At 62.1% G+C, this 13,341-nt stretch carries 14 protein-coding genes; 9 read left to right on the top strand and 5 right to left on the bottom strand.

Features of this window, described 5'->3' with window-relative positions:
- Positions 1–19: 19 nt before the first annotated feature.
- The 9 genes from NVB75_RS18670 (at position 20) to gcvH (ending at position 9,397) form a co-directional block, all read left to right on the top strand.
- Complete coding sequence (locus NVB75_RS18670) at positions 20–577, top strand: YecA family protein (RefSeq protein ID WP_258342744.1); 558 nt, start codon at positions 20–22, stop codon at positions 575–577.
- A gap of 20 nt (positions 578–597) precedes the next feature.
- On the top strand, positions 598–1,920 hold the full coding sequence (gene pepP / locus NVB75_RS18665) for a Xaa-Pro aminopeptidase (RefSeq protein ID WP_258342743.1): 1,323 nt from the start codon (positions 598–600) through the stop codon (positions 1,918–1,920).
- Positions 1,917–3,104: a 2-octaprenyl-6-methoxyphenyl hydroxylase gene (ubiH, locus tag NVB75_RS18660; RefSeq protein WP_258342742.1), complete on the top strand. Its 1,188-nt coding sequence runs from the start codon at positions 1,917–1,919 to the stop codon at positions 3,102–3,104. The genes pepP and ubiH overlap by 4 nt, the downstream gene beginning before the upstream one ends.
- Entirely contained in the window at positions 3,097–3,582 is a 486-nt protein-coding gene (locus NVB75_RS18655) for a DUF4442 domain-containing protein (protein WP_258342741.1), read from the top strand. The genes ubiH and NVB75_RS18655 overlap by 8 nt, the downstream gene beginning before the upstream one ends.
- Before the next feature lie 9 nt (positions 3,583–3,591).
- Positions 3,592–4,809, top strand: a complete 1,218-nt coding sequence (locus tag NVB75_RS18650; protein WP_258348674.1) for a 2-octaprenyl-3-methyl-6-methoxy-1,4-benzoquinol hydroxylase — start codon at positions 3,592–3,594, stop codon at positions 4,807–4,809.
- Between the two features lie 95 nt (positions 4,810–4,904).
- Complete coding sequence (locus tag NVB75_RS18645) at positions 4,905–5,909, top strand: extracellular solute-binding protein (RefSeq protein ID WP_008438892.1); 1,005 nt, start codon at positions 4,905–4,907, stop codon at positions 5,907–5,909.
- 197 nt (positions 5,910–6,106) lie between these two features.
- Positions 6,107–7,723, top strand: coding sequence for an iron ABC transporter permease (locus NVB75_RS18640; protein ID WP_003213940.1), 1,617 nt, complete (start codon positions 6,107–6,109; stop codon positions 7,721–7,723).
- Positions 7,724–7,878: 155 nt separating this feature from the next.
- The gene (gene gcvT, locus NVB75_RS18635; RefSeq protein ID WP_258342740.1) at positions 7,879–8,961 is read left to right on the top strand and encodes a glycine cleavage system aminomethyltransferase GcvT; all 1,083 of its coding nucleotides are present in this window, start codon (positions 7,879–7,881) and stop codon (positions 8,959–8,961) included.
- A gap of 52 nt (positions 8,962–9,013) precedes the next feature.
- On the top strand, positions 9,014–9,397 hold the full coding sequence (gcvH, locus tag NVB75_RS18630; protein ID WP_008438893.1) for a glycine cleavage system protein GcvH: 384 nt from the start codon (positions 9,014–9,016) through the stop codon (positions 9,395–9,397).
- 39 nt (positions 9,398–9,436) lie between these two features.
- Here the strand turns inward: gcvH and NVB75_RS18625 are convergent, their stop codons facing one another.
- From NVB75_RS18625 to NVB75_RS18605, 5 genes are all read right to left on the bottom strand, one after another.
- Complete coding sequence (locus NVB75_RS18625) at positions 9,437–10,579, bottom strand: DegT/DnrJ/EryC1/StrS aminotransferase family protein (protein WP_258342739.1); 1,143 nt, start codon at positions 10,577–10,579, stop codon at positions 9,437–9,439.
- A 160-nt stretch (positions 10,580–10,739) separates the two neighbouring features.
- Positions 10,740–11,411, bottom strand: coding sequence for an outer membrane protein (locus NVB75_RS18620; RefSeq protein ID WP_258342738.1), 672 nt, complete (start codon positions 11,409–11,411; stop codon positions 10,740–10,742).
- Between the two features lie 162 nt (positions 11,412–11,573).
- Entirely contained in the window at positions 11,574–11,891 is a 318-nt protein-coding gene (locus NVB75_RS18615; protein WP_010167882.1) for a DUF2388 domain-containing protein, read from the bottom strand.
- Positions 11,892–11,960: 69 nt separating this feature from the next.
- Positions 11,961–12,407 (bottom strand): NfeD family protein, encoded by a 447-nt coding sequence (locus tag NVB75_RS18610; RefSeq protein ID WP_258342735.1) that lies wholly within the window; start codon positions 12,405–12,407, stop codon positions 11,961–11,963.
- Positions 12,408–12,417: 10 nt separating this feature from the next.
- On the bottom strand, positions 12,418–13,338 hold the full coding sequence (locus NVB75_RS18605; RefSeq protein ID WP_003213925.1) for an SPFH domain-containing protein: 921 nt from the start codon (positions 13,336–13,338) through the stop codon (positions 12,418–12,420).
- Positions 13,339–13,341 lie beyond the last annotated feature (3 nt).

Here is a 13,341-nt window from a genome sequence, read left to right as displayed (position 1 = left end):
GTCTGGCGCCTAGCTCACCATGCCCATTCAGAACTCCCCGTACGATGCTTTTTCCAAACTGCTGAGCTCCAGCGGTCATCCTTGCTCGCCTGCCGAGTTGCACGGCGTGCTGCTGGGTCGCAGTTGCACCGGTGTCGGCTTTGATGCCGACAACTGGCTGGCCGACGTCGCCGAGCTGCTGGAAACCGAGCCCACCGAAAACGTGCGCAACGCGTTGATCGGTTTGCAAGAGATGGTCAAAGGCGAACTGACCGGTGATGACGTCACCGTCGTGTTGCTTCTGCCGACCGATGACGCGCCGCTCACCGAGCGCGCCGCCGCGCTGGGCCAATGGTGCCAAGGCTTCCTCCACGGTTTCGGCGTGAACGCCGGCGGCCTGGAACTGAGCACCGATGCCCAGGAAGTGCTGCAAGACCTGGCCGCCATCTCCCAGGTGCAAGACGCCCTGGAAGAGTCCGAAGACGGCGAAAGCGACTACATGGAAGTCATGGAATACCTGCGCGTCGCGCCGCTGCTGCTGTTCACCGAGACCCGTAAATCGGCTGAGCCCGCTGCACCCAAGCCGTCGCTGCACTAAGAAAGGAAGCCCATCTGCCCATGATCCATATCCCCAAAGCGGAATACACCCGGCGCCGCAAGGCGCTCATGGCGCAGATGGAACCCAACAGCATCGCCATCCTGCCGGCGGCTGCGGTGGCCATCCGCAACCGTGACGTCGAGCACGTCTACCGCCAGGACAGCGACTTCCAGTACCTGAGCGGCTTCCCCGAACCGGAAGCGGTGATCGTGCTGATGCCCGGCCGCCAGCACGGCGAGTACGTGCTGTTCTGCCGCGAACGCAATGCCGAGCGCGAACTGTGGGACGGCCTGCGAGCGGGCACCGAAGGCGCGATCCGCGATTTTGGCGCCGATGACGCCTTCCCGATTACCGATATCGACGACATCCTGCCCGGCCTGATCGAAGGCCGCGACCGGGTGTATTCGGCTATGGGCAGCAATGCCGAGTTCGACCGGCACCTGATGGAGTGGATCAACGTGATCCGCTCTAAAGCGCACCTCGGCGCCCAACCACCGAACGAATTTGTTGCCCTGGATCATCTGCTTCACGACATGCGCCTGTATAAATCGGCGGCAGAAGTGAAGGTGATGCGCGAGGCCGCGCGGATTTCCTGCGCGGCCCATGTGCGGGCCATGCAGGCCAGCCGCGCCGGGTTGTATGAGTTCAGCCTTGAGGCGGAGCTCGACTACGAGTTTCGCAAAGGCGGGGCGAAGATGCCGGCCTATGGCTCCATCGTCGCCTCGGGGCGCAACAGCTGCATCCTGCATTACCAGCAGAATGACGCGGTGCTCAAGGATGGCGACCTGGTGCTGATTGACGCCGGTTGCGAGATCGACTGCTATGCCAGCGACATCACCCGTACCTGGCCGGTGAGCGGCAAGTTCTCTGCTGAACAAAAGGCGATTTACGAAATCGTGCTGGCTTCCCAGGAAGCCGCCTTTGCCGAAATCGCCCCGAACAAGCATTGGAACCAGGCCCACGAGGCGACGGTGCAAGTGATCACTGCCGGGCTGGTGAAGCTGGGGTTGTTGCAGGGTGACGTCGACGAGCTGATCGCCAGCGAAGCCTATAAAGCCTTCTACATGCACCGCGCTGGCCACTGGCTGGGGATGGATGTGCACGATGTGGGCGAGTACAAGGTGGGCGGCGAGTGGCGGGTGCTGGAAGTCGGCATGGCGCTGACCGTGGAGCCGGGGATCTACATTTCCCCGGACAACCAGAACGTGGCGAAGAAATGGCGTGGCATTGGCGTACGCATCGAGGACGACGTGGTGGTGACCAAGCAAGGCTGTGAAATTCTGACCGGTGGCGTGCCCAAGTCCGTTGCCGAGATCGAAGCGCTGATGGCAGGTGCCCGATGAGCCGGGCCAATCTGGCGATTATCGGCGGCGGCCTGGTGGGCGCCAGCCTCGCGTTGGCGTTGCAGGCCGGAGCCAAGGCCCGTGGCTGGAAGATCGTGCTGATCGAGCCGTTTGCCCCCGGCGACAGCTACCAGCCGAGCTACGACGCACGTTCTTCGGCACTGTCTTTTGGCGCGCGGCAGATTTATCAACGGTTGGGCGTATGGCAGGAAATCTCCCGTCGCGCCGAGCCGATCAAGCAGATTCATGTGTCGGACCGTGGCCGCTTCTCTACTGCGCGCCTGTCGGCCATGGAAGAGGGCGTGCCGGCGCTTGGCTACGTGGTGGAAAACGCCTGGCTCGGCCAATGCCTGTGGCAAGGCCTGGACAAGGAAGTTGTCAGTTGGCGTTGCCCGGCGGAAGTCACCCGCATGGAGCCGCTTGCCAACGGCTACCGCCTGACCCTCAATGACGAAACCGTGCTGGAGTGCGACCTCGCGGTGCTGGCCGATGGCGGCCGCTCGGGCTTGCGCGAGCAACTGGGCATCGGCGTCAAAAAGCGGCCGTACAACCAGAGTGCGCTTATCGCCAACGTCACCCCAAGCGAAGCCCACAACGGCGAGGCGTTCGAGCGTTTCACCGACGAAGGGCCGATGGCCTTGCTGCCGCTGCCGGACAACCGTTGCGCGCTGGTGTGGACCCGCATCGGCATGGACGCCCAGCGCCTGGCCGACCTAGACGAACGCAGCTTCCTGAGTGAATTGCAGGGCGTGTTCGGCTACCGCCTGGGCACTCTCAAGCAGGTCGGCGCGCGTCACTTGTACCCGTTGGCCCTCGTGGAGGCGGAAGAACAAGTGCGCTCCCATCTGGCGGTGCTCGGTAATGCCGCCCACAGCCTGCACCCGATTGCCGGTCAGGGCTTCAACCTGTCCCTGCGGGATGCCTACGCGTTGGCCGAGGCGCTGCTTGCCGGGCCGGCAATTCCGGGCGACCTGGCGACCTTGCAGGCGTACCGCGAGCGTCAGCGCATGGACCAGAAACTCACCGTCGGCTTTTCCGACCAGGTCACCCGCCTGTTTGGCAGTGCGCAACCATTGGTAGCGCTGGGCCGCAACATGGGGTTGTTGGGTCTGGACCTGCTGCCACCGGCCAAGCGCTGGTTCGCGCGTCAGGCCATGGGCCTGGGCACCCGTCCCGATGCGTGAGTGGCTGACCCGACGCCTGGGCAAGGCGCGGCTGTTGCGCTGGGTCATGACCCTGTACCCGCCTTACCTTGGGGCCGGAGTCCGGGTGTTGCACATCGGCAGCGATTTCCGCGAGGTCAAGGTGCGCATGGGCCTGGGCTGGTACAACCGCAATTACGTCGGCACGCAGTTTGGCGGCAGCCTGTATTCGATGGTCGACCCGTTCTACATGCTGATGCTGATGGAGAATCTGGGGCGCGACTACATTGTCTGGGGCAAGGCTGCGGCCATCGATTTCATCTCGCCGGGCAAAGGCCCGGTGTTTGCCGAATTTTCCATCGACCAGGCGTTGCTGGACGAGATTCGCCAGCGCACCGCCGGCGGCGAGAAGTACCTGCCGCAGCTCAAGGTGCAGATTCATGACGGCTCCGGCACCCTGGTGGCGCGGGTCGACAAAACCCTTTACGTGCGGCGCAAGCTGCAATCGAGACAGGCTTAAAGCATGGACATGCGCGCAGATGTGCTGATTGTCGGGGCCGGAATGGTCGGAAGCGCCCTGGCGCTGGCGTTGCAGGGCAGTGGCCTGCAGGTGCTGCTGCTGGACGGCAGCCCGCTGAGCGTCAAGCCGTTCGACCCTCATGCTGCGTTCGAACCGCGGGTCAGCGCCTTGTCGGCCGCCAGCCAGCGCATCCTCGAGCGTCTTGGCGTGTGGGACGGCATTGTCGAGCGGCGTGCCAGCCCTTACGGCGAGATGCAGGTGTGGGACGGCAGCGGCACCGGGCAGATCCACTTTTCGGCAGCCAGTGTGCATGCCGAGGTGCTGGGGCATATCGTCGAAAACCGTGTGGTTCAGGACGCCTTGCTTGATCGGCTGCACGACTGCGACCTCGGCCTGCTGGCGAATGCGCGCCTGGAACAGATGCGCCGCTCCGGCGATGACTGGCTGCTGACCCTGGCTGACGGCCGCACCTTGCGCGCGCCGCTGGTGGTCGCGGCTGACGGCGCCAACTCGGCCGTGCGCCGCCTGACCGGCACCGCCACCCGTGAGTGGGATTATTTGCACAACGCCATCGTCACCAGTGTGCGCAGCAGTCAGTCGCATCAGCGCACGGCCTGGCAGCGTTTTACCGACAACGGCCCGCTGGCGTTTTTGCCGCTGGTGCGGGATGGGCAGGAAGATTGGTGTTCGATCGTCTGGTCCACCACGCCGAGTGAGTCCGAGCGCTTGATGGCGCTGGACGATGAACGCTTCTGCCGCGAGCTGGAGAGCGCCTTCGAAGGGCGCCTGGGCACCGTGGTAAGCGCCGATCCACGGGTGTGCGTGCCGTTGCGTCAGCGCCATGCCAAGCGTTACGTCGCCGAGGGCCTGGCATTGATTGGCGACGCGGCCCACGTCATTCATCCGTTGGCGGGGCAGGGCGTGAACCTGGGCTTCCTCGATGCGGCGGTGCTGGCTGAGGTGCTGTTGGCGGCCAACGAGCGCGGTGAGCGCCTGGCGGATGTGAAGGTGCTCAGCCGTTACGAGCGCCGGCGCATGCCGCACAACCTGGCGCTGATGGCGGCGATGGAAGGCTTTGAGCGGTTGTTCCAGGCCGATCAACTGCCGCTGCGTTGGCTGCGTAATGCCGGGCTGAAGGTGGTTGAGCAGATGCCAGAGGCCAAAGCGTTGTTTGTGCGTCAGGCCTTGGGCTTGTCCGGGGATTTGCCGGAGCTGGCCAAGGCCTGAGAGGGGTGCGCAACATTTGGTAACGGCTACGTCGAGCGTTACCAAATGTGAGTCCTTATCATTTGCCCTCTTTTCGCAAATGAGAGACCGCACCCATGTTGGCACCCAAGCGCCTCCTGACTGCCCTGGCACTCACACTGATCGGCAGCACCACCGTGCAGGCGGCCGACGAAGTCGTGGTCTACTCCTCGCGCATCGATGAACTGATCAAGCCGGTGTTCGATGCCTACACCAAGAAGACCGGCGTGCAGGTGAAGTTCATCACCGACAAGGAAGCGCCGTTGATGCAGCGCATCAAGGCCGAAGGTGAAAACGCCACCGCCGACCTGCTGCTCACCGTCGATGCCGGTAACCTCTGGCAGGCCGAGCAGATGGGCATCCTGCAACCGTTCACCTCTGCGGTGATCGACAAGAACATCCCCCTTCAGTACCGCTCTTCGGCCCATGCCTGGACTGGCTTGAGCCTGCGTGCGCGGACCATCGCCTATTCCACCGATCGCGTGAAGCCGGGCGACCTGACCACCTACGAAGCCCTGGCCGACAAGCAATGGGAAGGCCGCCTGTGCCTGCGCACTGCGAAGAAGGTCTACAACCAGTCGCTGACCGCCACCCTGATCGAAACCCACGGCGCGGCCAAGACCGAAGAAATCGTCAAGGGCTGGGTCAACAACCTGTCCACCGACGTGTTCTCCGATGACATCGCCGTGCTTGAGGCGATCAATGCCGGGCAGTGCGACGTTGGTATCGTCAACACTTACTACTATGGCCGCCTGCACAAGCAGAAGCCGGACCTGGCGGTGAAGCTGTTCTGGCCGAACCAGGGCGACCGTGGGGTGCACGTCAACCTGTCGGGCATCGGCCTGACCAAGCACGCACCGCACCCGGAAGCAGCCAAGGCGCTGGTGGAGTGGATGACCACGCCGGAAGCGCAGAAGATCTTTGCGGATGTGAACCAGGAATTCCCGGCCAACCCGGCCGTGCCGCCGTCGGCGGAAGTCGCGACCTGGGGCAAGTTTGTAGCCGATACATTGCCGGTGGAAGTGGCGGGCAAGCGCCAGGCTGAGGCTATTCGCTTGATGGATCGGGCTGGCTGGAACTAGATACAATTTGTAAGGCACCGCCGATCTGAATGTGGGAGCGGGCGTGTGTGGGAGCGGGCTTGCTCGCGAAGACGGTGTATCAGTCACCTGTGCGTTGACTGACACGCCGCTTTCGCGAGCAAGCCCGCTCCCACAAAAGCCCGCTCCCACATTGGTTAGCGGTGGCTTCAAGCTATTCATTCTCTGAGAATTAACCTTTGGCCCATCCCGCCCAACGCCGCTGGTACCTGCCGGTCTTCACCGTCGCCGCCCTGGTGCTGCTGCCGCTGAGCGTGCTGTTGCTGTCGTGGCAGACCATCGACCATCAAATCTGGTCCCACCTGTGGGAGACCCAGATGCCACGCCTGCTGGGCAACACCTTGACCCTGGTGCTGGGCGTCGGTGTGGGCGTCACGCTGCTGGGCGTCAGCCTGGCCTGGCTGACCAGCCTCTGCGAATTCCCGGGCCGGCGCTGGCTGGACTGGGCGTTGATGCTGCCTTTCGCGATTCCTGCCTATGTGCTCGCCTTCGTCTTCGTTGGCTTGCTGGACTTCTCCGGTCCGGTGCAAACCCTGCTGCGGGAATGGTTCGGCACGGGGTTGCGCCTGCCTCGCGTACGGTCCACCAGCGGCGTGATCATCGTGCTGGTGCTGGTGTTCTACCCCTACGTTTATCTGTTGGCGCGCACCGCGTTTCTCGCCCAGGGCAAAGGCCTGATGGAAGCGGCGCGGGTTTTGGGCCAATCACCGTGGCAAGCGTTCTGGCGTGTGGCCCTGCCCATGGCGCGCCCGGCCATCGGTGCGGGTGTGGCCTTGGCGCTGATGGAGACGTTGGCAGATTTTGGCGCCGTCTCGGTGTTCAACTTCGACACCTTCACCACTGCCATCTACAAGACCTGGTACGGCTTTTTCAGCCTCTCCAGTGCTGCGCAGCTGGCCAGCCTGTTGCTGCTGGTGGTGATGCTGGTGCTGTACGGTGAGCGCCGCGCCCGGGGCGCCAGTCGGCCGAGCAATGAGCGACCTCGCGGCAAAGCGCTGTACCACCTGCGCGGGTTCAAGGCGGCATTGGCCAGCGGTTGGTGCGGATTGGTATTCGCCTGCGCGTTCGTGATTCCGATGCTGCAACTGGTGGCCTGGTTCTGGCAGCGGGGCCGCTTTGATCTGGACGAGCGCTACGCCGGCTTGATCGTCCATACCCTCTACCTCGGTGGCATGGCGGCCCTGATCACCGTCAGCGTGGCCTTGGTGCTGGCGTTCGCCCACCGCCTGGCGCCCACCCGGGCCATCCGCTCCGGCATCAGCCTGGCCAACGTGGGTTACGCGCTGCCGGGCTCGGTGCTGGCGGTGTCGATCATGTTGGCGTTCAGCTACCTGGATCGTGAACTGGTGATCCCGGTATCAGGCTGGCTGGGGGGTGCCGGCAAACCGCTGTTACTGGGCAGTTTGTCGGCCTTGCTGCTGGCGTATCTGGTGCGCTTCATTGCGGTGGCCTACGGGCCGCTGGAAAACAGCCTGGCGCGAATCCGACCGTCCTTGCCGGAAGCCGCCCGCAGCCTGGGCGTCAGCGGGCCGCGACTGTTTTGCAAAGTGTATCTGCCGCTTTTGCTGCCGGGCACCCTGAGCGCGGCGCTGCTGGTGTTTGTCGATGTGCTCAAGGAAATGCCGGCCACCCTGCTGATGCGCCCGTTCGGCTGGGACACACTGGCGGTCCGGATTTTCGAGATGACCAGCGAAGGGGAGTGGGCGCGGGCTTCGCTGCCGGCCTTGACCCTGGTGTTGGTGGGCCTGTTACCGGTCATCGGGTTGATCCGACGTTCGGCGAGACGAATCGGTTAGGTGCCAGTCCTACGGCATGAGGCTACAATGCGCGGCATTCGGTGCGGTCGATCTTTCAGATCGGGTTGCTGAACGCGGCTACAGGCCTTGTATTTCAAGGCGTGCGGCCCGAAGGCGACCGTCCGCACCTTCGCCACGCCCGGAAGGAGAAACCCATGGGACAGCGCACGCCTCTGTATGACCTGCATCTCGCCCTTGGCGCGAAAATGGTCGATTTTGGCGGTTGGGATATGCCGTTGCACTACGGCTCGCAGGTTGAGGAACACCATCAGGTGCGACGCGACTGCGGGGTGTTTGATGTATCCCATATGACCGTGATCGATATCAAAGGCCCCCAGGCCAAGGAATGGCTTCAGCATCTGCTGGCCAATGATGTTGACCGCTTGCACGGCTGCGGCCGTGCGTTGTACAGCGCCATGCTCAACGAGCAGGGCGGCGTGGTGGACGACATGATCGTGTACCGCACCGAAACCGGTTACCGGCTGGTGGTCAACGCTGCCACCCGCGACCAGGACATGGCCTGGATGCAGGCTCGGCTCGGCAGCTTTCAGGCCCAGATCCACGAGCGGCCCGAGTTGGCCATGCTCGCCATTCAAGGACCCCACGCCCGGCAAAAGATCGCCGAGCTGGTCACCCAATCACGTGCCACCTTGATTCACCAGCTCAAGCCCTTTGAAGGCCTGGCCGACGGCGACTGGTTTATTGCGCGCACCGGTTATACCGGTGAAGACGGCCTGGAAATTGTCCTTCCGGCCAACCAGGCCCCGGCGTTTTTCAACGATCTGGTGGGCGCAGGTATTTCGCCCATCGGCCTCGGCGCCCGTGACACGCTGCGCCTTGAGGCCGGCATGAACCTCTACGGTCAGGATATTCATCAGGACGTTTCGCCCCTGGCAGCCAACATGGCCTGGAGCATCGCCTGGGAACCGGCCGAGCGCGATTTCATCGGTCGCGCCGCCCTGGAGGCCGAAAAGGCTGCGGGTGTGAAGTCCAAGCTGGTCGGCCTGGTACTGGAGGAGCGCGGGGTTTTACGCGCTCATCAGGTGGTTCGTATCGCCAATGTTGGCGAAGGAGAGATCACCAGTGGTAGTTTCTCTCCTACGCTAAGCAAATCCATTGCCCTGGCGCGTGTGCCGTCGGCGACTGCTGACCGGGCCGAGGTGGAAATCCGCGGCAAGTGGTACCCGGTTCGGGTGGTCAAACCGACCTTCGTGCGTCATGGCAAAACACTGATTTAACTTTTCCGGCGGGCCAATGGCCGCTGACATTTTTCTCTTGAGGACACAGACTATGAGCGATATCCCTGCCGACCTGCGTTTTGCCGAAAGTCACGAATGGGCCCGTCTGGAAGCTGACGGTACGGTGACCGTCGGGATCTCGGACCATGCCCAGGAAGCTTTGGGAGATGTGGTGTTCGTCGAGTTGACCGAAGTCGGCAACGTATTTGAGGCGACTCAGCAGGCGGGCGTAGTTGAATCGGTTAAGGCCGCTTCAGATATCTACTCGCCAATTGCTGGCGAAGTGATCGCGGTGAACGACGCCTTGAGCGGCGAGCCAGAGCTGTTGAACTCCGACCCTTACGGCGCCTGGATCTTCAAGCTCAAGCCAAGCAACTCGGCTGAGCTGGACAAGCTGCTGGACGCTGCCGGTTACAAGGCTGCCATCGGCGAGTGATCCCGCTGCGGGAGCCGGCAACCGGCTCCCGCAAAGGTTTTATCCGCGCTTCAATACCGCTTTGACCGCCGCTACCGAACGCTCTACATCCGCCTTCGTCATCGCCGTGAACATCGGCAACGACACAATCAAACGCCCGACTTTTTCCGCTACCGGGAACATGCCTTCCTTGAATCCCTGCGCCTTGTACAAGCTCAGCAGGTGGATCGGCGGGTAGTGATAGCCAATGCCGACGCCGTGGGCCTGCATCTGCTCCATGAACGTGGCGCGCGCCGGCAACCCGTCCTGGCGCTCCGGCAGTACCAGCTGGAACAGGTGCCAGTTGCTGTTTTCGAAGTCTGCCGGTGGCAATTGCGCGCCGTACTTTTCTTCGAAATCACTGCCGAAGCATTCGAAATAGTGCCGTGCCAGTTCCTGGCGATGGGCAGTGATCTTCTCGATGTGGGCAAATTGGCCCAGGCCGATGGCCGCTGCGATGTCGGTCATATTGAACTTGCCGCCGAGTACATCCACGTCCAGGCCGTCGAAGCCGGTGCGGGTCACGCCCTGCAGGCGATATTTTTCCGCCAGGCGTGCTTCTTCAGCGTTGTTCAATACCAGGCAGCCGCCTTCGGATGAGGTGATGTTCTTGTTCGCCTGGAAGCTGAACGACACGAAATCGCCGGTAGCACCAATGCGTTGGCCATCCCAGCTGGAGCCCAGGGCCTGGGCGGCGTCTTCGACGATGCGCAGGTTGTACTTGTTGGCCAGCGCGTAGAGCAATGGCATGTCCAGTGGCAGACCGGCCAGGTACACCGGGATGATCGCCTTGGTGTGCGGCGTGATCGCGGCTTCTACCTGGGCCAGGTCGATATTGCGGGTTACCGGGTCGATATCGGCGAACACCGGCGTGGCGCCGACTTCCAGAATCACGTTGGCCGTGGCGACCCACGAAATCGGGGTGGTGATGACTTCATCTCCAGGGCCGATACCGGCGATGCGCAAGGCGATCTCCATGGTGCAGGTGCCCGAGTTGAAGGTGCGCACCGGGCGCCCGCCAAAGTATTCCGACAACTGCGCTTCGAACGCCTGCACTTTCGGCCCGCTGGTGATCCAGCCGGAGCGCAGTACGTCGCCCACCGCCGAGATGGTGGCTTCATCAATGGTGGGCTTGGAGAACGGCAGAAAGGGCAGTTGGCTCATGACGTTGAAGGCATCCGTTTCAGAAAGGCGCTGAGAAAAAAGCATATCAATGCCGCGCATGGTTGCACGGCTCGACTGAATATAGCCTGTCGCCTGTGAATGAATTGTCTCCTCTTAAACAAAAAATGCCGCCTGGTAAGCGGCATTCTCGGCGTCTGCGTCAGAAAGAAACGCGCGCCTCAAGAAACACATTCTGTTCCTTGAGCTTGCCTTTAAGCTGCTCGTCCCGGGCGTTTATCCGGTTGGCGAAGGTGTTGTAGCCGGTTTCGATCCGGCCCATGTCCACGTAACGCCAGCCGGTGCCCAGGGTCAGGGTTTCGCTGACCTCGGCATCCAGCCCCAGGCCGACGCTGTAGGCGAAGTTGTGTTGGCGATGGCTGGCAAAGCGACGGGTTTCGTTGGCCTGATAACCCTTGGCATCGATTTGGGCCAGGCCCACCCCCGCCATGCCGTAGAACGAGAGCCACTCGTTGATCGGGATGTTTTTATAACCGTTGAGCATCAGGCGCTGGCTGTCGGTCTGCAGGCTGTTGACGTTGGCATTGAACGGTGCCCAATGGGATTTGAAGTTCGAGTGGCTGGGCGTGGTGTATTCACCTTCAAGGCGCCAGCCATCAGCCAAGGCATAACCCACGGCAAATGAACCGGTGAATGTCTTGCTGCTGTCAGGCGCTTCTACCCGGTGGGTTACCCGTGGGCTGGTCAACAGGGAACTTGAGAGGTTCTGGCGGGCGCTGTTGAGCTTTGCCGACCCGTACCAGCCTTCTGCCTGGGCATAAGGGGTGACGATCGCGGCAAGCAGCAGGGCGCTGGAGAGTTTTTTCATAGTCATCGATTCACTTGAACTAAATAGGGAATCGATAGCTTGTTGCCGGGGGGGCGGCCCGCTCGACAGGAGTTTTCCTGATCGAATTTTGAATCGTCAGCGTCGGGTGTAGGAAGAAGGGGCAAAAAAATGCCGCTCTCGAAGAGCGGCATTTTTTACGCGACGGTATTACTCGGAAGCAATGGCGTTCTTTGCCAGGATCGCGTTGGCCAGGTCCATGTCCGTGGCCTTGAGGCCAGGGTTATCGGCGCGGACCTTCTGCATCGCAGCTTCCAGGTAAGGGCCGCGGATGCTGCCGTCGCTCGCGACGAAGCTACCGGCGTCGTCCTGGGCGGCGACCACCATTTTGTGGTCCTTGAAGGTCAGGTACGTCGAGCCGGTCGTGGCACCCGATGAGATGACATTACGCCAGAAGCTGTCGGCCATGGCTGAACCGACAGGAAGGGAAAGCACAGCGAGGGTTGCGACAGCATATTTTAGACGCATGATGGGTGACTCCGACTGGGTTATCTGAACAGTTTGATTGTAGATAGCCCAGTCGAGTTCCATGGATGACTAAACAGTTTCAACCTGCAAAATAACGCCTTCCTGACCAGTGACACGTACGTGTGTCCCAACCGGCGCGTCAGGCCCGGAGGCCATCCAGACACCATCGCCCACCTTGATCTTGCCTCGGCCCTCGATAATGGCCTGATGCACCACAAAGGTGCGGCCGATCAGCTCCGAACCGCGCATGTTCAACCCCGGCTGGTCACTGACCTTGGCGCTGCTGCGCTGGCGTCGCCACCAGTACACCGCCGTCAGGATCGACAACACCGCGAACAACAGCAGTTGCCATTCGAGGCCCAGGCTCGGGATCAAGAACTTGATCACGCCCACGGCTGCCGCGGCGATGCCCATCCACAGCAGATAACCGCCGGCACCGAACACTTCAAGGATCAACAGCACCGTGCCCAGTGCCAGCCAGTCCCAAAACGACAGGTGCTGCAGGAATTCCCACATGGTGCGTGCCTCAGGCTTTCTTGTTGTCGAAGGTTGCCTTGACGATCTCGCCGATACCACCAACGGCGCCAATCACCTGGCTGGCTTCCAGCGGCATCAGGATCACCTTGCTGTTGTTGGCCGAGGCCAGCTTGCCCAGTGCGTCGATGTATTTCTGGGCGACAAAGTAGTTGATGGCCTGCACGTTACCGGTGGCGATCGCCTCCGATACCACTTGAGTGGCGCGGGCTTCTGCTTCGGCCTGACGCTCACGGGCTTCGGATTCCAGGAACGCCGCCTGACGACCACCTTCAGCTTCCAGAATCTGCGCCTGCTTCTTGCCTTCGGCGGTCAGGATCGCGGAGGCTCGCAGGCCTTCGGCTTCGAGGATCTGTGCACGCTTGATCCGCTCGGCCTTCATCTGGCCGGACATGGCAGCCATCAGGTCGGCAGGCGGGCTGATGTCCTTGATTTCGATCCGGGTGATCTTGATGCCCCACGGTGCGGTGGCTTCGTCGACGGTGCGCAGCAGTTTTTCGTTGATGCCGTCACGCTGGCTGAGCATCGCATCCAGCTCCATGGAGCCGAGCACGGTACGGATGTTGGTTTGCAGCAGGTTGCGGATGGCGTGTTCGAGGTTGTTCACCTCGTAGGCGGCCTGGGCGGTATTGACCACCTGGAAGAAGCACACGGCGTCGATCTGCACCGTGGCGTTGTCGGCGGTGATGACTTCCTGGGGTGGAATATCCAGCACGCTTTCCATCACGTTGATCTTGCGACCGATGCGGTCCATGACCGGGATAATGATGTTCAGGCCCGGCTTGAGGGTGTTGGTGTAGCGGCCAAAGCGTTCAACCGTCCACTGGTAACCCTGGGGCACCACTTTGAAACCCATGAAGAGGATGGCGACGGCCAAGCCTACGAAAAGAAGCAGTACGGTTCCGATCTGCATAAC

It is taken from the genome of Pseudomonas sp. CBS (genome assembly GCF_024734645.1).
Lineage (GTDB): Bacteria > Pseudomonadota > Gammaproteobacteria > Pseudomonadales > Pseudomonadaceae > Aquipseudomonas.
Note: the sequence above shows the minus strand (reverse complement) of the source record. Positions and strands in the feature narration are given on the sequence as shown.

Excerpts from the sequence above, each read along its gene's own strand:
- NVB75_RS18670 (WP_258342744.1), top strand. The coding sequence starts at position 20 with ATGCCCATTCAGAACTCCCCGTACGATGCTTTTTCCAAACTGCTGAGC.
- pepP (WP_258342743.1), top strand. The coding sequence starts at position 598 with ATGATCCATATCCCCAAAGCGGAATACACCCGGCGCCGCAAGGCGCTC.
- ubiH (WP_258342742.1), top strand. The coding sequence starts at position 1,917 with ATGAGCCGGGCCAATCTGGCGATTATCGGCGGCGGCCTGGTGGGCGCC.
- NVB75_RS18655 (WP_258342741.1), top strand. The coding sequence starts at position 3,097 with ATGCGTGAGTGGCTGACCCGACGCCTGGGCAAGGCGCGGCTGTTGCGC.
- NVB75_RS18650 (WP_258348674.1), top strand. The coding sequence starts at position 3,592 with ATGCGCGCAGATGTGCTGATTGTCGGGGCCGGAATGGTCGGAAGCGCC.
- NVB75_RS18645 (WP_008438892.1), top strand. The coding sequence starts at position 4,905 with ATGTTGGCACCCAAGCGCCTCCTGACTGCCCTGGCACTCACACTGATC.
- gcvT (WP_258342740.1), top strand. The coding sequence starts at position 7,879 with ATGGGACAGCGCACGCCTCTGTATGACCTGCATCTCGCCCTTGGCGCG.
- gcvH (WP_008438893.1), top strand. The coding sequence starts at position 9,014 with ATGAGCGATATCCCTGCCGACCTGCGTTTTGCCGAAAGTCACGAATGG.
- NVB75_RS18625 (WP_258342739.1), bottom strand. The coding sequence starts at position 10,579 with ATGAGCCAACTGCCCTTTCTGCCGTTCTCCAAGCCCACCATTGATGAA.
- NVB75_RS18620 (WP_258342738.1), bottom strand. The coding sequence starts at position 11,411 with ATGACTATGAAAAAACTCTCCAGCGCCCTGCTGCTTGCCGCGATCGTC.
- NVB75_RS18615 (WP_010167882.1), bottom strand. The coding sequence starts at position 11,891 with ATGCGTCTAAAATATGCTGTCGCAACCCTCGCTGTGCTTTCCCTTCCT.
- NVB75_RS18610 (WP_258342735.1), bottom strand. The coding sequence starts at position 12,407 with ATGTGGGAATTCCTGCAGCACCTGTCGTTTTGGGACTGGCTGGCACTG.
- NVB75_RS18605 (WP_003213925.1), bottom strand. The coding sequence starts at position 13,338 with ATGCAGATCGGAACCGTACTGCTTCTTTTCGTAGGCTTGGCCGTCGCC.